The 23152-nt window shown below is 68.5% G+C and carries 18 protein-coding genes; 9 read left to right on the top strand and 9 right to left on the bottom strand.

The annotated features are described in order from the left end of the window. Window positions 1-13: 13 nt before the first annotated feature. Window positions 14-589, top strand: coding sequence for a cupin (locus VGX25_RS02885; RefSeq protein WP_326915986.1), 576 nt, complete (start codon window positions 14-16; stop codon window positions 587-589). A 1-nt stretch (window position 590) separates the two neighbouring features. On the opposite strand, the gene VGX25_RS02880 is transcribed toward VGX25_RS02885, so the two are convergent. Further along, window positions 591-2444: an MFS transporter gene (locus VGX25_RS02880; RefSeq protein WP_326915985.1), complete on the bottom strand. Its 1854-nt coding sequence runs from the start codon at window positions 2442-2444 to the stop codon at window positions 591-593. A gap of 448 nt (window positions 2445-2892) precedes the next feature. On the opposite strand from VGX25_RS02880, the gene VGX25_RS02875 reads away from it, so the two are divergent. Further along, on the top strand, window positions 2893-3756 hold the full coding sequence (locus VGX25_RS02875) for a helix-turn-helix transcriptional regulator (RefSeq protein ID WP_326915984.1): 864 nt from the start codon (window positions 2893-2895) through the stop codon (window positions 3754-3756). Between the two features lie 102 nt (window positions 3757-3858). On the opposite strand, the gene VGX25_RS02870 is transcribed toward VGX25_RS02875, so the two are convergent. After that, window positions 3859-4872: a LacI family DNA-binding transcriptional regulator gene (locus VGX25_RS02870; protein WP_326915983.1), complete on the bottom strand. Its 1014-nt coding sequence runs from the start codon at window positions 4870-4872 to the stop codon at window positions 3859-3861. Between the two features lie 109 nt (window positions 4873-4981). Between VGX25_RS02870 and VGX25_RS02865 the strand changes: the two genes are divergently transcribed. Continuing rightward, window positions 4982-7423 carry a glycoside hydrolase family 2 protein gene (locus tag VGX25_RS02865; protein ID WP_326915982.1) on the top strand — a complete coding sequence of 814 codons (2442 nt, stop codon included), beginning with the start codon at window positions 4982-4984 and terminating at the stop codon, window positions 7421-7423. Beyond that, window positions 7420-7596 carry a hypothetical protein gene (locus tag VGX25_RS02860; RefSeq protein ID WP_326915981.1) on the top strand — a complete coding sequence of 59 codons (177 nt, stop codon included), beginning with the start codon at window positions 7420-7422 and terminating at the stop codon, window positions 7594-7596. Before VGX25_RS02865 ends, VGX25_RS02860 begins: the two co-directional genes overlap by 4 nt. On the opposite strand, the gene VGX25_RS02855 is transcribed toward VGX25_RS02860, so the two are convergent. From VGX25_RS02855 to VGX25_RS02835, 5 genes are read right to left on the bottom strand one after another with little or no spacing between them, the layout of a single operon-like run. Further along, entirely contained in the window at window positions 7582-8412 is an 831-nt protein-coding gene (locus VGX25_RS02855; RefSeq protein WP_326915980.1) for an ABC transporter ATP-binding protein, read from the bottom strand. The genes VGX25_RS02860 and VGX25_RS02855 overlap by 15 nt on opposite strands. Next, window positions 8394-9344 carry an ABC transporter ATP-binding protein gene (locus tag VGX25_RS02850; RefSeq protein WP_326915979.1) on the bottom strand — a complete coding sequence of 317 codons (951 nt, stop codon included), beginning with the start codon at window positions 9342-9344 and terminating at the stop codon, window positions 8394-8396. Before VGX25_RS02850 ends, VGX25_RS02855 begins: the two co-directional genes overlap by 19 nt. Further along, on the bottom strand, window positions 9344-10255 hold the full coding sequence (locus VGX25_RS02845) for an ABC transporter permease (RefSeq protein WP_326915978.1): 912 nt from the start codon (window positions 10253-10255) through the stop codon (window positions 9344-9346). The genes VGX25_RS02850 and VGX25_RS02845 overlap by 1 nt, the downstream gene beginning before the upstream one ends. Next, window positions 10252-11247, bottom strand: coding sequence for an ABC transporter permease (locus tag VGX25_RS02840; RefSeq protein ID WP_326915976.1), 996 nt, complete (start codon window positions 11245-11247; stop codon window positions 10252-10254). Before VGX25_RS02840 ends, VGX25_RS02845 begins: the two co-directional genes overlap by 4 nt. Window positions 11248-11283: 36 nt before the next feature. Further along, window positions 11284-13044, bottom strand: coding sequence for an ABC transporter substrate-binding protein (locus tag VGX25_RS02835; RefSeq protein ID WP_326915975.1), 1761 nt, complete (start codon window positions 13042-13044; stop codon window positions 11284-11286). Window positions 13045-13236: 192 nt separating this feature from the next. Between VGX25_RS02835 and VGX25_RS02830 the strand changes: the two genes are divergently transcribed. After that, on the top strand, window positions 13237-14937 hold the full coding sequence (locus tag VGX25_RS02830) for a sodium:solute symporter family protein (protein WP_326915996.1): 1701 nt from the start codon (window positions 13237-13239) through the stop codon (window positions 14935-14937). A 10-nt stretch (window positions 14938-14947) separates the two neighbouring features. Then, entirely contained in the window at window positions 14948-15178 is a 231-nt protein-coding gene (locus tag VGX25_RS02825) for a hypothetical protein (protein WP_326915974.1), read from the top strand. 217 nt (window positions 15179-15395) lie between these two features. On the opposite strand, the gene VGX25_RS02820 is transcribed toward VGX25_RS02825, so the two are convergent. Further along, the gene (locus VGX25_RS02820) at window positions 15396-15629 is read right to left on the bottom strand and encodes a hypothetical protein (RefSeq protein ID WP_326915972.1); all 234 of its coding nucleotides are present in this window, start codon (window positions 15627-15629) and stop codon (window positions 15396-15398) included. A 233-nt stretch (window positions 15630-15862) separates the two neighbouring features. Here VGX25_RS02820 and VGX25_RS02815 point away from each other — a divergent pair, with 233 nt between their 5' ends. From VGX25_RS02815 to VGX25_RS02805, 3 genes are all read left to right on the top strand, one after another. Then, entirely contained in the window at window positions 15863-16582 is a 720-nt protein-coding gene (locus tag VGX25_RS02815) for a Crp/Fnr family transcriptional regulator (protein ID WP_326915971.1), read from the top strand. 62 nt (window positions 16583-16644) lie between these two features. Further along, window positions 16645-16842, top strand: a complete 198-nt coding sequence (locus VGX25_RS02810) for a hypothetical protein (RefSeq protein WP_326915970.1) — start codon at window positions 16645-16647, stop codon at window positions 16840-16842. Window positions 16843-17037: 195 nt separating this feature from the next. Then, a complete protein-coding gene (locus VGX25_RS02805; RefSeq protein WP_326915969.1) occupies window positions 17038-18696 on the top strand; it encodes an aKG-HExxH-type peptide beta-hydroxylase in 1659 nt (552 codons plus the stop codon). 22 nt (window positions 18697-18718) lie between these two features. Here VGX25_RS02805 and fxsT read toward each other — a convergent pair whose 3' ends face one another. Further along, window positions 18719-23152: an FxSxx-COOH system tetratricopeptide repeat protein gene (gene fxsT, locus VGX25_RS02800; RefSeq protein WP_326915968.1), complete on the bottom strand. Its 4434-nt coding sequence runs from the start codon at window positions 23150-23152 to the stop codon at window positions 18719-18721.

Below are 23152 nucleotides of genomic sequence, written 5' to 3'. Positions count from 1 at the left end.
GAAGGGGAGTGCGATGACGCTGCTGACGGTGTGGGCGGACGAGGATCCGGACACGGCGCTGACCCGGACCGAGGATGCCGGGGAGATCGCCGTCGAGCTGAAGCGGCTCGGGGTGCGGTTCGAGCGGTGGCCGGTGGTCGAAGGGCTGCCGGCGGAGCCGAGCTCGGAGCAGGTGCTTGAGGCGTACCGGGAGCACGTCGACCGGGTGGTCGAGACCGAGGGCTACGTGCTGGTGGACGCGCTGCACATGACGCCGTCGGACAGTCCGGAGTGGACGGAGAAGGCGCGGCAGGCCCGGCAGAAGTTCCTCGCCGAGCATACCCACGACGATGACGAGGACCCCTTCTTCGCCCGCGGCGCCGGCGTGTTCTACCTGCACGTCAAGGGCAAGGTGTACGCCGTGCTGTGCGAGGCCGGCGACCTGCTCAGCGTGCCGGCGAACACCACCCACTGGTTCGACATGGGCACCCGGCCCGACTACGTGGCGATCCGGTTCTTCCACGACGATGACGGCTGGGTCGGCAACTTCACCGGCAACCGCCTCGCCGAGCGCTTCGCCGACTTCGACACGCTGATGGCCGGCCGGTAGCTCAGCCGCGCAACCGCTGCCGGTCGCGGTGCTTCCGGTTCAGCCGGCCGGACCGATCGGGTGCGGGCGGCGGGCCGAGCGGCGGCTCTTCCTGCCGTTGCATGGGAATCAGCCCGGGCTCGAGGTACTGCGACGGCGGCAGGGTCGGCTCGTGCCACGGCGGCAGGTTCGGTTGGTGCCACGGTGGCAGGTTCGGTTGCCGGGCCGGCGGGGGCGCGGTGGGCGGCAGCATCAGCTGGCCAGGTGGCATCGGCTGGCCCGGCGGTACCGGAGGGGCCGGCGGTAGCGGGTCGGCCAGCGGTCGTTGGCCCGGCGGGACGTACGGCACCGGCTGCACCCGCGCCACCGGCTTCAGACACGGCGCCGGCCGGACCGGCGGCAGCTCGAGCGGCAGCATCAGCTGGCCCGGCGGCACCGGCTGACCCGGTGGCATCGGATGGGCAAGCGGCGCTTGCGGTTGCTGGCCGGGCGGGATGTACGGCACCGGCTGCACCCGGGCCACCGGCTGAAGGTGCGGCACCGGCTGGGCCGACGGCACCGGCTGCAAGCGTGGCGCCGCTGGGGCCGGTGGCAACAGGTGCGGCGGTGGCATCGGCCGCGACGCCGGCATCGGCCGAACCGGTGGCACCGGCTGGCCGGGCGGTAGCTGCCTCGGCTGGGCGGCGGCCCGCCGGCTCGGGCGGACCCGCGGGCAGGAGCGGACCGTGACCGGGAGCCCGGCGATCGCCCCGCTGCTTATCTGTCCACACAGGACAACCAGGAGCGCGGCGAGCGGCACCTCCCAGGACTGCGTCGCGGAGTACAGCAGGCCGCACCCGAGCGCGGTGGCGCCGGCAAGGGCGTAACCGAAGCCCTGCACCATCGACGACAGCGCCGCGGCCGTGTCGGTGGACTTGTCGGCACGCAGCGAGATCGCGGCAAGGGCCAGCCCGACGGCCGGCATGCCGAGGCCGAGCCCGGCCGCCCACACCCAGGGCATCATCGTCGGCGCGATCAGCAGCCCGACCACCCCGACCAGGCTGGGCAGGGCGAGCAGCACGGCCAGGCCGGCCTGGTTGGAGCTGCGCCGGGCCCAGGCGGGCACCCGCAGCGCCACCGGCACCCCAAGCGCCATGGCCACGGTGAACAGCCAGGCCACCGTCGAGGGCGGCAGCTGGGCCCGGTCCATCAGGATGCTCGGCAGCCAACCCATGATGCTGAACGTGAACCCCGATGTCAGTCCGAAGTGGACAGTCAGGGACCAGGCCGTGGTGGCCGGCCGCAGGTGCAGCGGGCTCGGCTTGGCGGTCGCCGCCACCGGCTGCTCGGGCAGCCGCCGGGCGGCCACCCGCCACATCAGCCCGGCGGCCATGGCCAGCAGCGCCCAGCTGCTGGCCCCGAGCTGCCACGAGGTGTGGTGGCTGATCTGCGGCGTGATGAGCGCGCCGACCGCGCTGCCGCTGCCGAGCGCGGCGATGTAGCAACCGGTCAGCGTGGCCCATTCGCGGGCCGGTGCGGCGTGCACGATGGCCGGAAGCAGGGTGCCGAGCACGGCGATCGCCAGGCAGGCGGCCACGGTTCCGGCAAGCAGCAGGTACGGCCCGCCGAAGACGCGGGCGACGAGCGCAACCGCAAGCACGGCGAGCGCGTAGGTGACGGTCCGGCCGGTGCCGTACCGGATTCGCAGCGCCCAGGCGAGCCCCCCGCCGGCGGCGAAGCACCAGACGGGCACGGCCACGACGGCCGAGGCGAGGGCGGCGGACATCCCGGTGTCCGAACGGATGTCGGTCAGCAGCGAGCCCATGCTGGTGACCGCGGGACGGAGGTTGAGGGCCAGCAGCGGCACCGCGAGCAGGACCCCGATGGACAGGGCCAACCGGGATCTGTCGATCGAATCCGGTGCCAGAACTGCTGACGTGGCGGGGGAACGGTGGGCGGATACGGAGGGCTGAGGCTGGGGCTGGTGGGACAGGGCGGCGGTGTTGTCTTGGCTCACGTCGGCCTCCAGCTCGGTCAGCTGGCCAGCCACGGTGGCGCGCACGTTGGGGGAGCAACTTGCGTGTGCAGGGAGGCGGCGGCCGGGCCGCGTGCGGGAGGGAACGCGGCGGCCGCCGCCGGGCTGTTGGCGCTCGGCTAATGGTCACTTTCCTCAAATGATCATGCGGCGATCTGGTGCGTGCACCGGACCTTGCCAGGGTCTAATGTGGGTGGGTCGTCTAGAGCTGCCGCGGTTACGCCGTAACGCGTTACGGAGTAAAAGGTTACGCCGTAACCACGCGTAATGGAATGGGTGCATGTCACGATTAGATGAGGAAGGAGGCCAAGTGATCGCACCGAGCCCGACCGTGCTCAAGCGATATGTGGCGCTCGAACTGCGCAGATTGCGAGAATCGGCCGGTTTCAAGCGCGATGAGGTCGCCAAGCGGGCCGGGTGCGCGACGAGCCATATCACGCACCTGGAAGTCGCTCGGAACCTACCCAAGGTGCCGGAGCTGGAGCTTCTGCTGCGGCACTACGACGCCGAGGACCGTATCCCGGCGTTCGTCGAGTTGCTCGACGAGGCCCGGGCCGGGCGCGACTGGTGGACCCCGTTCGCCGGCGCCGCGCCGTCCTGGTTTCACCTCTACCTGAGTCTGGAGGCCAGCGCCGAGCAGATCTCGAGCTACGACGCGCTGGTGATCCCCGACCTGTTTCAGACCCCGGCCTACGCCGAGCACATCGTGCGGGCGGCCGAGCCGGACCTGTCCGACGTCGAAGTGGCCCAGCGGGTCGATCTCGTCCTGGCTCGGCAGGAGATCCTGACCCGCCCCGAACCCCCGACCGTCACCAGCGTGCTGGACGAGTCGGTGCTCTACCGGCCGGCCGTCGACGACGCCGTCCTCGCCGAGCAGCTCAACCACCTGCTCGAGCTCGCCGCGCAGCCCACGGTCACGATCCGGGTGCTGCCGCTCGCCGCGGGCGTCCACGCCGGCATCACCGGCACGTTCGCGCTGCTGACCTTCCCCGCCGTGTTCCAGAACGACCCCGGCGTCGCCTACACCGAGGACCGGATCCGCGGGACCTACTACGACGACCCCGAGGACATCGCCCGCTACCGCCAGACCCTTGACCGGCTTTCCGAGGCGGCCTACTCGGTGGACAAGTCGCGTGCGACGGTGCTCAACCGTGTCGAAGAACTGTTGCTTTGATCGTCCAAGGTGGAGCGCAATGTGGCCGTGCCCTTGTGACTTTATTTGCGCCCGAGCAATTGTCGCACTGCGCTCCACAGTGACCACTTAAGTAATGACCGGTCAGGGCGGTGGCGCCGTCGTGCCCCGCGGGGTGAGCCGCGGGTGCGGCACCTCAACCCCCGCGCCCGGCTCGCCGCCGATCACCTCGAGTAGCAGCGCGGCGCTGCGGGCGCCGTAGGCCGGGATGTCCCGGGTGAGCGCGGTCAGCGGGGGCCGGACCACCTGGCACAGCGGCGAGTCGTCCCAGGCCACGATCGACAGGTCGGTCGGCACCGCCAGGCCCATCTCGTGTGCCACCGACAGCCCGGCCACCGCCATGATGTCGTTGTCGTACAGGATGGCCGTCGGCCGCGCCGGGTTGCTCAGCATCGTGCGGGTGGCGTGCGCGCCCTCGTCGCCGGTGTAGTCGGTCCAGATCACCATCGAGGTGTCCACGCCCAGCGTCGCGCCGGCCGTGGCGAACGCCGCGTCGCGGTGGTGGGTGTGCAGCAGCTCGGGCAGCCCGGCGACCCGGCCGATCCGCCGGTGCCCGAGCGCGGCGAGGTAGCTGACCGTCTCGGTCACCGCCGCCGCCTCGTCGGACCACACGTGCGGCAGGGAACCGACTCCGGTCGGCCCGCCGACGATCACCGCGGGCAGGGCGAGCTCGGTGAGCAGGCCGACCCGCGGGTCGTCGGTGCGCAGGTCGGTGAGGATGGCCCCGTCGATGCGACGCTCGCCCCACCACCGCCGGTACAGCGCCAGCTCGGTGTCCGCGTCGCCGACCACCTGCAGCATGAGCGCGGAGCCGGCGGCGGACAGCACCCCCTCCATGCCGCTGACCAGCTCCATGAAGAACGGCTCGATGCCGAGGATCTTGGCCGGCCGGTGCAGGGCGAGGCCGATCGCGTTGGCCGCCGCGCCGGACAGCGCCCTCGCGGCGCTGTTGGGCCGCCAGCCGATCTCCTCGGCGATGGCCAGGATCCGCTCGCGGGTGTGCGGTGAGACGCCGGGCCGGTTGTTGAGCGCGTAGGACACCGCGCCCTTGGACACTCCCGCGCGCCGGGCGATGTCGGCGATCGTCGGCCGTCTCATGCCGGAAGGATAGCTGAACCGTATTTGTCGGCGTTGACACCGAGGCGTCGCAACTCTAGCGTGAGAGGTACTTTTCCGGTTAAGTACCTTCGCCTCGAAGGGTTGCCAGGTGACCGGTTACCGCCCGCTGCACGACGGCTGGACGCTGTCCTCGACGGCCGGGCCGGGCGTGGCCGGGCTGCCGGCCACCGTGCCGGGCTGCGTGCACACCGATCTGCTCGCCGCCGGCATCATCCCCGACCCGTACCTGGATCTCAACGAGGAATCGCTCGGCTGGATCGGGCGGGCCGACTGGACGTACGCGCTCGGGTTCGACTGGACCGACGGCGGCGCCGACCGGACCGAGCTGGTGTGCGCCGGACTGGACACCGTCGCCGCGATCACGCTCAACGGCGCCGAGGTGGGGCGCACGGCGAACATGCACCGGTCCTACCGGTTCGACGTGGGGCCGATGCTCCGCCCCGGCAGGAACACGTTGCTGATCCGGTTCACCTCGGCGTACCGGTACGCCGAGCAACTGCGGGCCAGGCTCGGTGCGCGTCCGAACGCCTACCCCGAGCCGTTCAACCTCATCCGGAAGATGGCCTGCAACTTCGGGTGGGACTGGGGGCCCACGCTGGTCACCGCCGGCATCTGGCAGCCGATCGGGCTGCACGGCTGGCGCACGGGACGGCTGGACCGAGTCCGGCCGCTGGTGACCGTGGCCGGTGACGGTGGGCACGTCGAGCTCCATATCGCACTGGAGCGCGCCGGCGACGAGCCGCTGAGGGTCACCGCCACGGTCGCCGGCGAGGCGGCCGACGCGATCGTGCCGCCGGGCGAGCGGACCGTCACGCTCCGGCTCGATCTGTCCACTGTGGAGCGCTGGTGGCCGCGCGGCCACGGCGGGCAGCCCCGCTACGACCTCGAGGTGACGCTCACCGACCCGGCCGGCGTGCCACTGGATCGCTGGCACCGCCGGATCGGCTTCCGGTCGGTCCGGCTGGACACCACGCCGGACGCCGACGGCACCCCGTTCACCGTGATGGTCAACGACCGGCCGATCTCCGCGCGCGGGTTCAACTGGATCCCCGACGACTGCTTCCCGCACCGCGTCGACCGCGCCCGGTACGCCACCCGGCTGCGCCAGGCAACCGAGGCCGGCGCGAACTTCCTGCGCGTGTGGGGCGGCGGCCGCTACGAGAGCGAGGACTTCTACGACCTGGCCGACGAGCTCGGAATCCTTGTGCAGCAGGACTTCCTGTTCGCGTGCGCGGCATACCCCGAGGAGGAGCCGATCGCCGCCGAGGTCGCCGCCGAGGCCCGCGAGCAGGTCGTCCGGCTCGCCCACCATCCCAGCCTGGTGCTGTGGATCGGCAACAACGAGAACATCTGGGGCCACGCCGACTGGGGCTGGGCGGCCGCCCTGCGGGGCCGGACCTGGGGCGCCGGCTACTACTTCGACCTGCTGCCGCGCATCGTCGCCGAGCTGGACCCGACCCGGCCGTACTGGCCGGGCAGCCCGTACTCCGGGCACTTCGACCTGCACCCCAACGATCCCGCCCACGGCAGCACGCACATCTGGGACGTCTGGAACACCGACGACTACACCCACTACGCCGACTACCGCCCGCGCTTCGTCGCCGAGTTCGGCTTCCAGGGCCCACCGATGTACAGCACCCTGCGCCGGGCGATCACCTCGGCGCCGCTTGATCCCGAGTCGCCGGCCATCGCGCACCGGCAGAAGGCCGTCGACGGCAACACCAAGCTGCTCCGGGGCCTTGCCGGGCACCTGCCGCCGCCGGCCGGCTTCGACGACTGGCACTGGTCCACCCAGCTCAACCAGGCGCGCGCGCTGCGGTTCGGCGTGGAGCACCTGCGCTCCCTGCACCCGCTGTGCACCGGCGCGATCGTCTGGCAGCTCAACGACTGCTGGCCGGTGATCTCCTGGGCGGCGGTCGACGGCGACGGCCGGCGCAAGCCGCTGTGGTACGCGCTGCGCCGCGCGTTCGCCGAGCGCCTGCTGACCGTGCAGCCCCGGCCGGCCGGCGGCGGCGCGCTGGATCTGGTCGCCGTCAACGACACCGGCACACAGTGGCGCGGCCAGGCTGTGCTCACCCGCAGCCTGTTCACCGGCGAGCCGGAGGCCAAGGCCGTGCTCGACTTTCTGGCCCCGCCGCGGGGCGCCGTGCGCCTGCCGCTGCCCGACGAGGTGAGCCGGCCGGGCGATCCGGCGTCCGAGTTGCTCACGATCACCGAGGGCGGCAACCGCTACCACCACTTCTTTGCCGAGGACATCGACCTCGCGCTGCCGCCGCCGCGCTACGACGTGAAGGTCGCCGAGGCCGGCGACAACCTGGAGGTCACCGTCACCGCCGGTGTGTTGCTGCGGGATGTCGCGCTGTTTCCCGATCGGCTGAATCCGGAGTCCACAGTGGACGACATGCTGATCACTCTGCTGCCTGGCGAGTCCGCCACGTTCCGGGTGGGCGGCAGCCTCGGGCTCGACCCGACCGCGCTCACCGCGCCGCCGGTGCTGCGCTGCGTCAACGATCTCGGCGCCCGGCCGTGACCGGGCACGCGCTGGCGATCGACGCCGGCGGCACCACGCTCGCCGCGACCGTCGTGGCGTCCAGCGGCCGCCGGGTCCGCGTCGCGGCGTCCCCGCTCGGCCGGTCCGCCGGCCTGCTCGGCGCGGCCAGGCTGGCCTTCGACAACCAGCGCGCGGTGCTACCGCTGGGCTAGCTCGGCGTCCACCTCGCTCCACTTCTTGTGCAGCTGCGGCACGGACGCCAGCAGCTGCCTGGTGTACGGGTGCTGCGGGCTGCCGAACACGTCCGCGGTCGGCCCCTGCTCCACCACCTCGCCGCCGCGCAGGATCACCGTCTGGTCGCTGAGGTAGTTGCCCAGCGCCAGGTCGTGCGTGATGAACAGGATGCCGAGCCCGCGCTCCTTGAGATCCCCCAACAGGTTCAACACGTCGATCCGGGTCGACGCGTCCAGCATGCTGATCACCTCGTCGGCCACCAGCAGCCTGATGTCCAGCAGCAGCGCCCGCGCGATCAGCAACCGCTGCAGCTGGCCGCCGGACAGCTGGTGCGGATACTTGTCCAGCACCGCATCGGGCCGCAACCGCACCGCGGCCAACGACTCGGCCACCTTGGCTCGCCAGTCCGAATCGGACACTCCGGGGAAGTATGCCGACCTGATCATCGCGAACACCCGGTCCGCCTTGAACACCGGGTTGTACGAGCTGAACGGATCCTGGAACACCCCCTGCACCTTGCGGTAGAACGACTTCAGCCGGGAGCCGCGCAACGCCGAGACGTCCTGGCCGTCGAGCGTGATCGTCCCCGCGCTCACCGGCGTGAGCCGCAGGATCATCCGCCCGATCGTGGTCTTCCCGCTCCCGCTCTCCCCGATGAGCGACACCACCTCCCCGGCCCCGAGCGTGAAGCTGACGTCCCGCACCGCGTCCCTCTTCCGGCCGCCGAACGCACCGACCCGGTACACCTTCGACACACCCTCGAGCCGCAGCATCGTCACCCCGCCTTCCAGCACGCGACGAAGTGATCCTTCTCCACCTCGACGAACGGCGGCTCCTCGGCGCACTTGTCGAACGCGAGCGGGCACCGGTCCCGGAACCGGCACCCGGTCGGAGCGTTCAACAGCGACGGTGGGCTCCCCGCGATCCCGCTGAGCCGCTTGCCCTCGTAGCGCACCCCGACCTCGGGCAGCGCGGAGATCAGCAGCTGCGTGTACGGATGCAGGGGTGATCCCACCAACGCCTCGGCCGGCGCCTTCTCGGCCAGCTTTCCGGCGTACATCACCATGATCGTGTCCGCGATCTGGTACACGAGCGACACGTCGTGCGTGATGACGATCATGCTTCGCACGAACCCGTGGTCCCGGAACCCGACGAGGGCCTCGGCGACGGCCCGCTGCGTCGACACGTCGAGCGCGGAGGTGACCTCGTCGGCGATGAGCAACGCCGGGTTGAGCAACGTGGACAGCACCATCACCATCCGCTGCTTCATCCCGCCGGACAGCTCGATCGGGTACCGCCTCAGCACGTCGGCGTCGAGCCCGACCAGCTCGAGCCGGCGCTGGAGCTCGGCCCGCACCGAAGCGAACCGGATTCCCCGCGACTCCACCAGGTCCCGGGTCAGCTTGCCGATCTTGCGGGTCGGGTTCAGCGCGCTCATCGCGTACTGCGGGATGAGCGAGACCTCGGTGAACCGGAACCGGTTCATCCGCACGTTGTCCGAGATGGGCAGCTCCGCGCCGTCCAGCTCGACCGTTCCGGCGACGTGCCGCATCCGGCCGTCCAGCCGGATCAGGCTCTTGCCGAGCGTGGTCTTGCCGCAGCCCGACTCCCCGGCCAGCCCCATGATCTCCCCGTCGGCGACGGCGAACGTCACTCCGTCGAGCGCCCGCACATCCCCGCGCAGGGTCCGGTAGTACACCGCGAGACCCGTGACCGTCAGGCTCATCACGTCTCCCTGAGCCTGGGGTTGAACACCTCGTCCAGCCCCACGTTCATGATGTAGAGCGCGCCGACGATGGCCGTGATGCCAAGCCCCGGCGGCACGAACCACCACCACATGCCCAGCTGCAGCGCGGTCCAGGTGACCGCGTTGCGCAGCATCAGGCCGAGCGAGATCCCCTCGGTCGGGCCGAGGCCGATGAAGTCGAGCGTGGCGGCGAACAGCACCGATCCGCCGAACAGCAGGATGAACACCATGAACAGGTAGGAGGCCATGTTCGGGGCGATCTCCCGGAGGATGATCCGGCGCACCGGGGCCCCGCTGAGCCGGGCAAGGTCGACGAAGTCGCGCGAGCGTAACGACATGGTCTGCGCCCGGACCGCCCGGGCCACCCATGGCCAGGAGAACAGCCCGATGATCAGCGCCTGCACCTGGATGTCGCGCACCTCCAGGTATGCGGCGATGATCAGCAGGACGGCCAGCACCGGCAGCGCGAGCACGATGTTGGTGAACATGTTGAGGATCTCGTCCAGCATCCCGCCGCGGTAGCCGGCGACGAACCCGATGAGCATGCCGATGACGCCGGCCAGCAGCCCGGCGAAGAACCCGACGAAGAACGTGCCGCGCAGCCCGTGGACGAACTGGTTGAACACGTCCTGACCGAAGATGGTGGTGCCGAACCAGTAGTCGGCCGACGGCCCCTCCCCGCGCGGCCCGACGTAGTCCAGCGGGTTGGCCGCGGTGAACAGCGGCGCGATCAGGCCGGTGCCGAGGAACAGCAGCACCACGGCCAGCCCGCCGACGAGCTTCCTGTTCCGCAGCGCGAAGTAAAGCGACTCGCGCCGCGCGCTGACCACAGTGGACACGGCGCCCACCCCGGGCACGGCGGCGGCCTTGCGTTCGTCCGGCGTGCTCATGCCCGACCACCTCCCACCCCGGTCCTGGTCCGCGGATCGACCAGGACGTACACGACGTCGACGATGAAGTTGGCGACCAGCACCCCGACGACGATGAACAGGAACACGCCCTGCAGCAGGAAGTAGTCGCCGCTCTCGATCGCCTTGAGCGTGATGTAGCCGAGTCCCGGGTAGCTGAAGACGATCTCGGTGACCACCGCGCCGCCGATGATCACCCCGAGCTGCAACGCGAGGCCGGTGACCTGCGGGAGCATCGCGTTGCGGAACGCGTACCGGCGCACCAGCCGGCTGGGCGCCCCGAGCGCCTGCAGGTAGTGGGAGTAGTCCGCCTCCAGCTCGTAGATGATCAGGTTGCGCATCCCGATCGCCCAGCCGCCGAACGCGACCAGGAACAGCGACGCGAACGGCAGGAACCAGTGCAGGGCGAGGTTGCCGACGAAGTCCAAAGACCACGTGGGAACGACGAGAAAACCGTAGCCCCCGGCGGTCGGGAAGACGTTGGCGACGATTCCCAGGCTCCACAGCAGCAGGATCGCCAACCACATGTAGGGCGTGGCGGTCAGCACGTACCAGATCGGCAGCGCGGCGTTGTCGAGCACCTTGCGGCGGGCCGCGTAGGCGCCGAACTTGTTGCCGGCCCACCAGCTCAGCAGGATGGCCGGGAGCAGCAGCCCGAGCGTGTACGGCAGCGCGGTCAGGATCACCGAGCGCACCGACGCCGGGAACAGCCACATGCTGACCCCGAGGTCACCGCCGAGCAGGTCGGCCCAGAACCTGAGGTACTGCTCGAGCAGCGGCACGTCCAGCCCGAACCACTCGGTGTACTGCGCCCGGATCGCCGCCGCCGCTTCCGGCGTCTGCGCGCCCGCCCTTGCCACCATGCCCTGGATGGGATCCCCCGGAACCAACCGGGGGATCATCCAGTTGATCGTCACGGCGACGAAGAACGTGAGGACGTAGATGAGGAGCTTCCTCGCGAAGTACCGCCGCATCCGATCCTCCTCGCCGCCCAGCGCCCCGCCGCCGTCCTACTTGGCCGGTGGTGCCGGCTTCAGGTCGGAGAGCATCTTGATGGCGCCGCGCTGCATGTAGCCCCGCCACGTGGTCGGCAGGTGCTTGGGTGCGTTGTCCTTCGCCGACGGCCAGTTCGTCCAGACCGCGTTGCTGTACTGGGCCCACAAGCCGTTGTACCACAACGGGATCAGTGGCATCTCGGTGAGCTGGATCCGTTGCAGCTGGGAGGTGACCGCCTTCATCCCGGCCACGTCGTCGACCTTGGTCTTGTCCAGCTGGTTCACCAGGTCCCACGCCTGCTGGTTCTCGTACCGTCCGAAGTTGACAGTCGTCTGCTGCTGCTGGATCGGCAGCCGGAACACGTAGTCGTAGTAGGTCCACGGCGTGTTGTCGATCTGCCGCTCGTTGTTGAGGATCATGTCGAAGCTGCCGCTCTCCCGCATGTCCTCGACCTGCGTCTGGGCGGGGAACTCCGTCTTGATGTTGATCCCGGCCGCCTTGGCGCCCTCGGCGATGGTCCGGATCGCCTCCATCCAGTCGGTCCATCCGGTCGGCACGGCCAGCGTCAGCTCGATCGGGGACCCGTCGGTGTTCTCGACCAGCCCGTCACCGTTGGTGTCGCGGAAGCCGCCCTCGGCCAGGATCGACTTGGCCCGGTTGGTGTCGAAGCTGAACCCGAGCTCGTCGACCACCGCCTGGTCGATGTACTTGTCCCAGATCGGCAGCAGGCCCGTTGGGCTGGCCGGCTTGACGATCTGCCCGTACACCCCGTTGACGATCTTGTTGATGTCGATGGAGTTGGCCAGCGCCCGGCGGAACGCCGCGTTGTTCATCGGCGCCTTCTTGGTGTTCATGACCAGCCAGGTGGTGTTGGCCGACAGCATGTACGGCGCCTCGGGGAAGTAGGTCTCCAGCTTGTAGCCGCCGCGGACCAGCGTGGAGATGCCGGGCAGGAAGTTGTTGCTCAGGTCGATGCCGCCCTGCAGCAGCAGCCCGAGCGCGGCCTCGTTGCTGGAGTTGACGATGTCCACGATGTACTTGGGCTTGGGGTCGAGGTTGAGCTTCTGCTTGCCCCACCAGTTGTCGTTCTTCACCCAGACCATGCGGTCCTGGTCGTGGGTCTGGTACAGGTACGGGCCGGTGCCGACCGGCTTGTCGTTCGCCCCGGCCGTGACGTCCTGTTCGGACCTGCCCTGCCACAGGTGCTTCGGGACGATCGCGTTGAAGTAGACCCAGTTGGCCCACTGCTGGTAGCTGGGCTGGGCGCCGAAGGTGAACTTGACCGTGCGCGGGTCGGTCGCCTCGGCCTTCTGCAGATAGTTCCACAGGTTGCTGTACGGAACCGACTTCATCTTGCCGAGCTCTGCGGTGAACACCACGTCGTCGGCGGTCAGCGGCTTGCCGTCGGTCCAGTTGACACCGTCGCGCAGCTTCACCTCGTAGGTCGTGTCGCTGGTCCAGTTGCCGCTCTCGGCCAGCCACGGCTCGTATTTGTCGGTCTGCGGGTCGTAGAGGAACAGCGTCTCGTAGACGAAGCCGATCGTGCCGGTGGCGTAGTTCTGCGTCGCGATCGGGTTCCAGCTCACCGGCGGGCCCCACTGCGTGCCGCTGGTGAACAGCGTCTCGTTGCGGGGGTAGGAGGCGGGCTGTGCCGCCTGCTGCCCGCCACCCGGCACCCCGCCGGGCGGGCCGGCGCCATCACCCCCCTCGGTGCACGCCACCAGGGCCAGGCTGGCGGCCGCGAGCAGGATCAGGGACCGGGACCGGTTTCGCATAGTGATTCACCTCGGGCACGCGTGCACGTCACTGAACCGGATAAGTAACGGATAGCGAACCACCGCGGGTAACCCGCGTCAATCCCCGTTCTTAACCGTTACATCACCCGACCCCTCCCGGCGTCGCGTCATGCGGATCCTGATCACCTGTGATCTGCTGGTGGTGCGGCGCGACCAGGGGAGGTGGCTGGTTTGTCCGTGCTCGCCGAGGCCGACCTGCGACTCGACGCCAACGCGGTCGATTACGTCCTGCTCGGCCTGTACTTCGTGCTGGTGCTTGGCATCGGCTACCTGGCCCGCCGGCAGGTGTCCACCAGCCTCGACTTCTTCCTCTCCGGCCGCTCGCTGCCGGCCTGGGTGACCGGTCTGGCGTTCATCGCGGCCAACCTCGGCGCCATCGAGGTCATGGGGATGTCTGCCAACGGCGCCCAGTACGGCATGCCGACCGCGCACTACTTCTGGATCGGCGCGATCCCGGCCATGCTGTTCCTCGGGATCGTGATGATGCCGTTCTACTACGGCTCCAAGGTCCGCAGCGTCCCCGAGTTCATGCTGCGCCGGTTCAGCCAGCCCGCGCACCTGGTCAACGCGATCAGCTTCGCCACCGCCCAGATCCTCATCGCCGGGATCAACCTGTACCTGCTCGCCAGCGTGGTCAACCTGTTGCTGGGCTGGCCGATCTGGGTGTCGGTGATCGTGGCCGCGGCCATCGTGCTGGCCTACACCGCGCTCGGCGGCCTGTCCGCCGCGATCTTCAACGAGGTGCTGCAGTTCTTCGTGATCGTGGCCGCCCTGCTGCCGCTGACGATCGTCGGGCTGTACAAGGTCGGCGGCTGGCAGGGGCTGGTGGACAAGGTCTCCGCCGGCCCGGGGGGCGCCGAGCAGCTCGACTCCTGGCCAGGCAACCAGCTCACCGGTTTCGGCAACGACCTGCTGTCCGTGCTGGGCCTGGTGTTCGGGCTCGGCTTCGTGCTGTCGTTCGGCTACTGGACGACGAACTTCGTCGAGGTGCAGCGAGCCATGGCGGCCAGGAGCATGTCGGCGGCCCGGCGCACCCCGATCATCGGGGCGTTCCCGAAGATGCTGATCCCGTTGATCGTGATCATTCCCGGCATGATCGCCGGCGTCTCGGTGGCCGAGCTGGCCGGCGAGAACAAGGCCGCGCTGCTGGCCGGTGGCGAAGCGCCGAGCGGCGCCACGTTCAACAACGCCCTGCTGCTGCTCATGCGCGACCTGCTGCCCAACGGAATGCTCGGCATCGCCATCGCCGGCCTGCTCGCCTCGTTCATGGCGGGGATGGCGGCGAACCTCAGCTCGTTCAACACGGTGTTCACCTACGACATCTGGCAGGACTACCTGGTCCGCGACCGGCCGGACGGCTACTACCTGGGGGTCGGCAGGGTGGTCACCGCCGGGGCCACGGTTCTGGCGATCGGCACGGCGTTCATCGCGGCCAGCTACACCAACCTGATGGACTACCTGCAGCAGCTGTTCTCGTTCTTCAACGCGCCGCTGTTCGCCACGTTCATCCTCGGCATGTTCTGGCGTCGCATGACCCCGACCGCCGGCTGGCTCGGCCTGGTCAGCGGCATCACCTCCGCGGTGGTCGTGTTCGGGTTGACGCAGAGCGGCGTCATCGACCTGCCCGGCCAGGGCTCGGCCTTCGTCGGCGCCGGCGCGGCATTCGTCGTCGACGTCGTGGTCAGCGTGGCCGTTTCCTATGCCACCACGCCCAAACCCGAAGCCGAGCTGGTCGGCCTCGTCTACTCCCTCACTCCCAAGGCCGACCGCCGCCACACGACCACCGGCGCCGACGCCGGCTGGTACCGCAACCCCGGGCTCCTGGCCGGAATCGTCCTGGTCGTGACCATCGCGCTGAACCTCGTCTTCTAGGAAGGCACCGATGTTCGACATCCGCCTGATCGTCGCCCTCCTGATGGGCGTCTACGGCCTCGTCCTCACCGTTCTCGGCATCGCCTTCACCCCCGACGAGCAGATCGCCCGCTCCGCCAACGTCAACATCAACCTCTGGGCCGGCATCGGCATGCTCGCCGTCGCCGCCGCCTTCATAGCGTGGGCGCGCCTACGCCCCCTCAAGGTGCCGCCGCCCCCCGACGACGGCCCGCCGCAGTGAGTTCGTGCCGATCACCGCCCAGACCATGGACAGCGGCCACAACACGAGCAACGGCGCCGCCCCCGCATTCGAGACGACAAGTATCACCGTGGCGATCAGCCCGGTCGTCACCGACAGGTAGCACAGCCCGACCGGCCCGAAGATCGCCGTCAACACCAGCGCGGCGGCGGATCGTCCCTCCCCGCACCCGGCGGCCGCCTTCCCGGCCTGGGCGCGGCTATGCCCCCTCAAGGTGCCGCCGCCCCCCGACGACGGCCCGCCGCAGTGAGTTCGTGCCGATCACCGCCCAGACCATGGACAGCGGCCACAACACGAGCAACGGCGCCGCCCCCGCATTCGAGATGACAAGTATCACCGTGGCCAACGCCGTGGCGATCAGCCCCGTCGTCACCGACAGGTAGCACAGCCCGACCGGCCCGAAGATCGCCGTCAACACCAGCGCCGCGGCCACCGATCTCGGCCTGGGTAAATCGACCGGATACCGCCCCGGCCCGAGGACCTCCCACCGCACCAGGCTTCGGTACCACCCTCCGGACTGCAGCGGCGGATGCGGCGGAAAGGCCCGCGGCATCGTGGCGGACGGCATCTGGCGATCGCGAGAATGAGCTGCCATCGTTAGTTCCCTGTGGTCAACAGCGCGGACGCCCTCATGTTCTGCGCGCACGGGAACAGGCGATGTGTCAGATGGAACACCCCATCCAGAAACTCATTCTCGAATCGGACATCCGAGGTTGGCACCGCCTCACCTCGGCGGAACAGGCGGCCCTCACCGCCGCCGGCTACCCCCGCAACTGGCACCCCGGCGAGATCATCGCCCTCCAGGGCGATCAAACCACCAGCATGTTCGTCATTCTCAGCGGCCGCGTGAAAATTTCGGCCACCAACTACCGCGGCGACCACGCCCCGCTCGCCACCCGCGGCCCCGCCGAGATCGTCGGCGAGCTCGCCCCCATCACCGGCCTCCCCCGCACCGCCACCATCCAAGCCATGTCCCTAGTCCACGCCCTGGTCATCCCCCGCGACCGGTTGCTGGCCGTCCTCCGCACCCTCCCCCGCATCGCCGAAGAGCTCCTCCGCACCGCCGCCATCCGCCTCCAACAATCCGACCGCCTACGCCTGGAGTCCGGCGGCCCGGACTTCACCCACCGCCTCGCCGCCATCCTTCTCGAACTCACCCACCAAGCCCCCGAAACCGCCGATCAGGTGACCGTCGACCTCCACATCACCCAAACCGAACTCGCCGCCCTGGCCCGCGTCTCCCGCTCCACCCTCATCCGCGGCCTAGACTCCCTCCGCCGCCTGTCCGCCATCCGCACCGCCCGCCACCACATCACCCTCCTCGACCCCGCCCTCCTCCGCTCCCTGGCCTCAGGAACCCCACCAAACCTTCAGCCCCCTTCCTGAAACCAAACCCATGAGCCATCATGGAATTGCGCGCTCCCACCGCCGCCACAGGGAGGGGAATCATGACCACGTTCTCCACCGACCCCGATCCGGGCATCGAATCCGAGCTGATCGACCTCAGCACGGTCCCATTCGCGCTGCTGCGTGACCTCGACGGCGCCACTCTCCACGGCGCCCTACGACACGTAGTAGAGCGAACCGGACAGGTCAGAATCACATCCAGGAGTTCAGGCAGCTCAGGAGGTGAGCGGATCGACTGATCGAGCCCATTCGAAGACATGCAACCCGAGTGTCGAGACGATCACGACAGTTTTGCCTTCCACCGTTTGTCCTGGCTTCATTTCGACCAGCTGGCCTGTGGCAACGTCGACCCGAGTTCGGTGCGACTACTCAGGGACGCCGAACGGAGTAGGCGTCTACTGCTGTTGCGCGCGCTGGTGGACGAAGTTGTCAAAATGCCCGAACTGACCGGCCCGTTCTCGTCACCGGAGGCGGCTTGGGAATTGCTGGCCCGGGTCGAGGCGAGATCGTCCGCCACGTTCAACCTGCTGCTCGCCCATCCCTACACTGGAAGTTGGTCCGGCTACACGACGCGCTTAGTGCACAGCAACATCACAGGTGTATGTCCTTTATGGATGCACGTTGGCCATCTGCATGCGATCGCAGCGGCCGCTGCGATTCGGGCCAGGCTCAACTTCGAGATCTCCGTGCCGCTGTGGAACGGCAACGCGATCCTGCCCTCGTTGGGCCTTGTCAACTTGCCCACCGCACAGCAGCATGCGGTGGCCAAAGTCGTTGGCGAAAATGGACAATTCGAGGTGAGCAACGGTATCGATCGGGTTCGTCTGCCCAGCCCGCTCGATCAGGACGCGCCGGGATGGTGGAGCATCCGTCGGGCCACGGCGACAACCGGGGGCAGACGGCTCGCACTCTGGCTGGACGACGTAGATCCGTATCGTGGTCTGTACGGGCCCGTGCCACCGCAACGACTCGACCCCGACGAGGTCGGTACGTGGCGATGTCTGCTCGAGGACGCGTGGCAGCTCATCGTGCGTCATCTCCCTAAGCTGGCCCGCGCCATCCCAGTCGGCCTCGACTCGTTGGTGCCCGCGCCGAGCGTCCCCTTCCGCAACCCAAGCGCCTCTTCCGGCGAGGCCTTCGGCAGTGCGCTCGTCGCCCGCCCAACAGACGCCGCGTCGCTCGCGGCCACGCTCATCCACGAGTTCCAGCACATCGTCCTTGGCGGTGTGCTGCATCTGACCCGGCTGTACGACGACGATCCACGAGAGCGGTTCTACGTCCCCTGGCGGGACGACCCGCGTCCGCTCAACCGCGTCCTCCAAGGCATCTATGCCTTTTTCGGCGTCACCGCGTTCTGGCGTGCGCTCGCCCGCGCCGGCGAACCCGCTGTAGGACGGCGGGCCGCGTTCGAATTCGCCTATTGGCGCGGGCAGACATGGCGCGTTCTCGGTGCGCTCCGCGAGGACGCCAGCCTGACCTCGTCCGGTCGGCGGTTCATCAACGGGATCGCCGCCCAATTGGGCCCCTGGCAGAGCGAGCCGTTGCCGGCCGACACGATCGAGTTGGCCGAGGCGATGGGAGCGGATCACCATGCTGGATGGCGAATCCGGCATCTCCGCCCGGATCCGGTGATGGTTGCGGAGTTGACAACGGCCTGGCTGGCCGGCCGCTCGAGACCACCGGTCATGCACACGACCATGGTCGGGTCGGCGCCCACGCCGGTGCCGGATGGTTCATGGTCCAGTGCGCGCGTGGATCTGATCCGGCTCGCCATTGACACCGACCGCCGCACAATGCGTAAGGTCTGGTCCACCATGCCCGGCGCGACCGTGGCCGATCTCGCCTACGCGACCGGCCAGGTCGAGGAAGCGATCCGGCAGTACAGCGCCGAACTCAGAACCGACCCGGACCGCCCCGCATCCTGGACCGGACTCGGCATCGCCCTGGCGAGGACCGGAGAACGCCTCGCCTCGGGTGCTCTGTTGCATCACCCAGAACTTGTGCGTGCCGTGTACCGCAGCATCCGGGCAAGCGGCTCACCCAGTCCGGGACCGGTCGATCTTGCGGCCTGGATCGGTCGGGCCGCACACTGAACGCGGGCGTGACCTCGATCGATCAGAGCAACATTGGATCGATGTCGCAGTCTGCGCGCACGCCCCTGGCAGCAGCCAGGGTTCCCGGGTGCGCCTCGCCGAGTACCTTGCGATATTGGAGAAGCGTATCTGTGTAGCGTGGCTCCGCTTCCTTCGGGCGGCCGGCGGCGCGCAGGTCGAGACCGAGGTTCATCGACACCGCAAGTGACGTGGGGTGTTCGGGGCCAAGCACTCGAGCCGATCGGTCAACGATCTCGGTGTCAAGCGACAATGCCGCGTCGAGCTCTCCCAATGCGAACAGATCGCTCGCCAGGTTGACGGCGGCGACAATGGCATAGGGATGATCGGCGCCAACACCCTCGCGAAGATGCTCGAGCGCACGCTCGTCAAGCTCCCGGGCGCCGGCCGCGTCGCCGGACAGCCGGAGTGTCACGGCCAGGTCGACGGTGGCGGCGAGGGTCTGCGGATGATGCTCACCCAGGCTGTTCCGGTGCCGCTCGAATGTCTCCTCGCCCAGACTCCGGGCGGCCGCCAAGTCACGTGAGTGGCGCAGGTCGATCGAGTGCGCGAGCGCAGAAGCCATGGTGGTTGGATGGTTTTCGCCATAGCGATTCTGGAACTGTTCGAGCGCCGGGCCGGACAACTCCAGAGCACCACTGTGGTCACCATCCTTGCGCCGCGCGACAGCCAGCAGAAAAGACACGACCCAGGTGTCGGCTTGGCCTTCAGCGAAGCGTTCCCTCATGAGCTCTGCAAGCTTTTCATGCTCGGCCCGCGCCCATACATAGTCACCCGACTCGCGGCGATCAACAATCAGTGCCGAATAAGTACTCAAGGTGTCGAGGTTCTCGAAACCGAGAACCTCGACTCGGCGTTTGTGGGTCTTTTCATCCAGTTCCGCCGCGGCGGCGTACTCGCCCGAAAGGCGGAGGCTGATCCCATGCTGGAAGGCTGCGACCAGCGTTTCCGGATCGTCGGGTCCAAACAATTTGGTGGACTTCTGGAAGATCTCTTCACTTAGTTTCCGGGCAGACGCGAAATTGCCCTCGGCCCGGAGGTCTCTTACGACGTTGAGCTGTGCACGAAGTGCTTCTTCGCTGTTCTCCCCGTGCTCCTTTATGCGCAACTCGAGAGTTCGCTTGTTGAGCGCGGCCGCTTCGGCGAACCGGCCGACCACCCACATGTAGAAGCCAAGGCGTTCTGCGACTTCGAGAGTTTGGGGGTGATTCGGACCGAGCGCGGGTGAGCTGGCGAATTTTTCGTATGCGCGGTGCGCGAGACTGTACGCTTCCTCGTGATCGCCCCACTGGAACAGGAATCGCATCAGGTTGATGGCGAACTGTCGCACCCAACCGTCGTCGCAGTCGATCACCTCCGCGGCGTACGCGTGCGGCAGCAGTTCGCGGTAGCGCGGCCAGTTCCTGGCCGCGTTAGGGTCGTTCGGGTCGAGGCTGGCGAGCAGTTGATGGGCGCCGTGGCGCATCTGTGCCTGGAGTTGCGGTGGAGTGACCCGGTTGCGCAGAACGAGTTGGACGAGGCGGTGCAACAGGATGGTGTTGTTGCCATGGTCGATCTTCGCGAGCCCGTAGCGGTTGATGTCGCGAATCGCGCGGGCGAGCTGGATCGGATCGCGTAGTGCAACGTCGAGTTCGGGAGACACCGTTACGTTCCGGACGCCGGTAAACAGGTCCCGGGATATTGGCTCCGGGGCGAAGAAGGCGCAAATATGGAGGATCTGGTGTGCGGCGGGATTTCGTTTGCGGAGTTCGTCGAAGGAGACGTTCCAAGCGGCAGCGACAGAAAGATCATAGTCGACGGGGGTTGAGGTGTCGAGGATTTCGGCGACCTTTTCGTCGAACAGGCGGAGATATTCGGTGACCGGCATGCCGGTCTCGGCGCGCCAGGCAGCGGCTTGTTCGATAGCCAAGGGGAGGTCGCCGAGTTTTTCGGCGAGTTGGCCGGCTTCTTCGTCGGCGATATCGGGTCCGCGCCGCCTCAGCAGCTCGATGCTCTCCTCGCGCTTGAACACCGAGATCTCGAGTGGCCGCGCGATGCCTGCCCAGTCAGGGTTTCGCGAGGTGATCAGGATTTCGCCTGGGCCGTTCGTCGGGAAGAACTGGCGAACCGACTCGGGTGTTTCGGCGGCGTCGAACACGAGCAGCCATCTGCGGAACGGCTGGCCGAGCCGCAGCGCCTCACGCACGGCGGGAACGGCGGTGTGAGCCTCGTTGCTGCCCGGGAGGCGGAGTGCCCTGGCCAGCTCGGTCAGGCCGGACCGGATCTGGGTCGGCTGGGCCGCCTGGATCCACCAGATGATGTCATAGTCACGCAGGTGACGGTAGATATATTCCACCGCCATCTGGGTCTTGCCAATTCCACCCATGCCGTGGAGGGCGGCCGGTAGCACGGCCGTGGTGCTGCCGGCGACCAACCGTTTACTCAACTGGTCGAGCAACTCGACGCGGCCCGTGAAGTTCGGGTTGCGCGGGGGCACGTTCCCCCAAATGGGTGGGGCATCGTCCGCTTGGCGCTCACGGAATCCGAACGTTATCGCCGAGCCAGCTTGGCTAACCGTGTCGGAGTCACCGCTGTGCGTTTCGGTCGGCCGCTCCCGACGGGCGTCCAGATGTTGAGAAGTATGGGCTGCATCCGGGGCGCTCGCTAGCTCCGTGCGATCTGTCACGGCATCCAACCCTATTGCTTCCGTGTTGCTCACGCCAGCACTTGTATCGCGTGGCCGCGGGGCATCGGGGGAGGCGCTGCTACCCGGGATTGAAGCGTCCACCATTGTGTGACGAAGCCGGTCCGCGCGAGACAGGTACGGGCCGCTCAGCGCTCGCATGACGACGCTTTCGAGCACGACGGCCGCCGCGGTGTCCGGAGTGAATTCCGGATCGGGGGTGTCGTCGGGGGCGGCGATGGCGTCGCGGAGGCGACCCACGCACCAAATCTCGTTGGCGAATTTGCCCGCAACGAGGTTGACGGCGCGTTGGGTTTCCGAGCGACGGAGGGCGCTGAGCAGGACCGCACGGACGTCTTCGGGGAAGTCGAAGGTCGCGGCGTCCCATGTGGACTGGGAAGACGTGGTGAGGAGGCCGCTGGCGAAGACCTCGACCAGGTGCTCGGGCCCGGCCTCCGGCACCATCTCGGTTTTGAGGAGCTCGGCGATGGGGAGGGTGACAGGAACGGTCGCCAGCAGGGTGGCCAGACGGAAGGCGGGGGGTGAGGCGACACTGCGGAAGTGGTCGACGAGCTCGGTGGCCGATGGATTGCCGGTGAGGTCGTAGCCGCCGCTGTACGGGCGGGGTTTGTCGGCGGTGAGCAGCACCTTGGCATAGGCCGGGCCGTTGGTCGCGCCGGTGATGAGCTGGGCCCACGAGGCGAGTGCCCGGGGGCGCAGTTCAACGATGGGGATGGGGATGGTGCCGTCGGCTGTGGTGGGGTCGAGCCAGGCGTCGGGCAGGCGCAGCGACCACTGGCGGTTCGGTTTGAACCCGGCGGGCAGGGTCAGATGGGCGCGTTCGACGGCGAGGCCGGTGCGCGGCCAGAGGCGTTGCGGAAGCAGGTTGATGACTGCGACGGGCATCGCCGTGGCCCAGCGGGCGAGGATCGGGCCGGCGAGGTCGTGGCGCCAAGCGTCGCCGACGCCGTCGGTGAGCACAAGAACGAGGCGGCGGCCGGAGGGGTCAAGGATCTCGCCGGGATCGCGGGCCGGGGTGTCGCTAGTGGGCCCGCGCAGCGTGGGCGTGGTGGGCATGCCATCAGCCATGGAACGGGTATCCAGCAGCCGCGTCTGGATGGTGCGAAACGCGCCGAGCTGCAGCAAGGCGGACGCGAACGCGGCGACCGGGGTACGCCACAGCGACATCGACGGACCGTCGTCAATGATCAGGGTCAAGTCTAGGCAGCGTTCCCGGTTGGGTTTGGTTACCGGCCACCACAGGCCGTCCTGTACGGCCCGTTCGGCGGTTGTCTCCTCGTCGAGGACGACGTCGTCGGGCCGCCACGAGAGAACCGTGCGTTTGAGCGGACGGAGCGCTCGCACGATCTCCAGTGAGCCGTGGGCCGGCTCGACGAGCGGGACCGAGCTGTACTCGTCGGGCTCGTTGAGCCACCCAGGTTCCTCGATCGATTGCGGGAGGAACCGAGCCTCGCCCGGTTCCCACTCGAGCGGCTCGAGAACGGGTTGCGTGGGCCGGGCCGGTGCAGCGCCGGACTCGGCGACGTCGGTAACCGATCGGGTGTCGGGAAGGGGCGGCTCTGCCGGTTGCTTGTCCGGTTCCGGGCTGTCGGACACGGATTCTCTTCCGAGCCCGCTGTCTTGCCGGGCGGACGCCAGCCACAGGATGTCGGCGACTTCCCACGCGGCCAATGGTTGGGTTCCCGACGATCCGGCATCCGAGGACTGTGCCGGCTTGTCGGGATGCGACCCCGGGTTTCCAGCTGGTCTTCCCAC

The sequence above is a fragment of the Actinophytocola sp. genome (assembly GCF_035942955.1).
Classification (GTDB): Bacteria; Actinomycetota; Actinomycetes; order Mycobacteriales; family Pseudonocardiaceae; genus DASYTH01.
The sequence above is the reverse complement of the archived record's forward strand: the minus strand, read 5'-3'. Positions and strand labels throughout refer to the sequence as shown.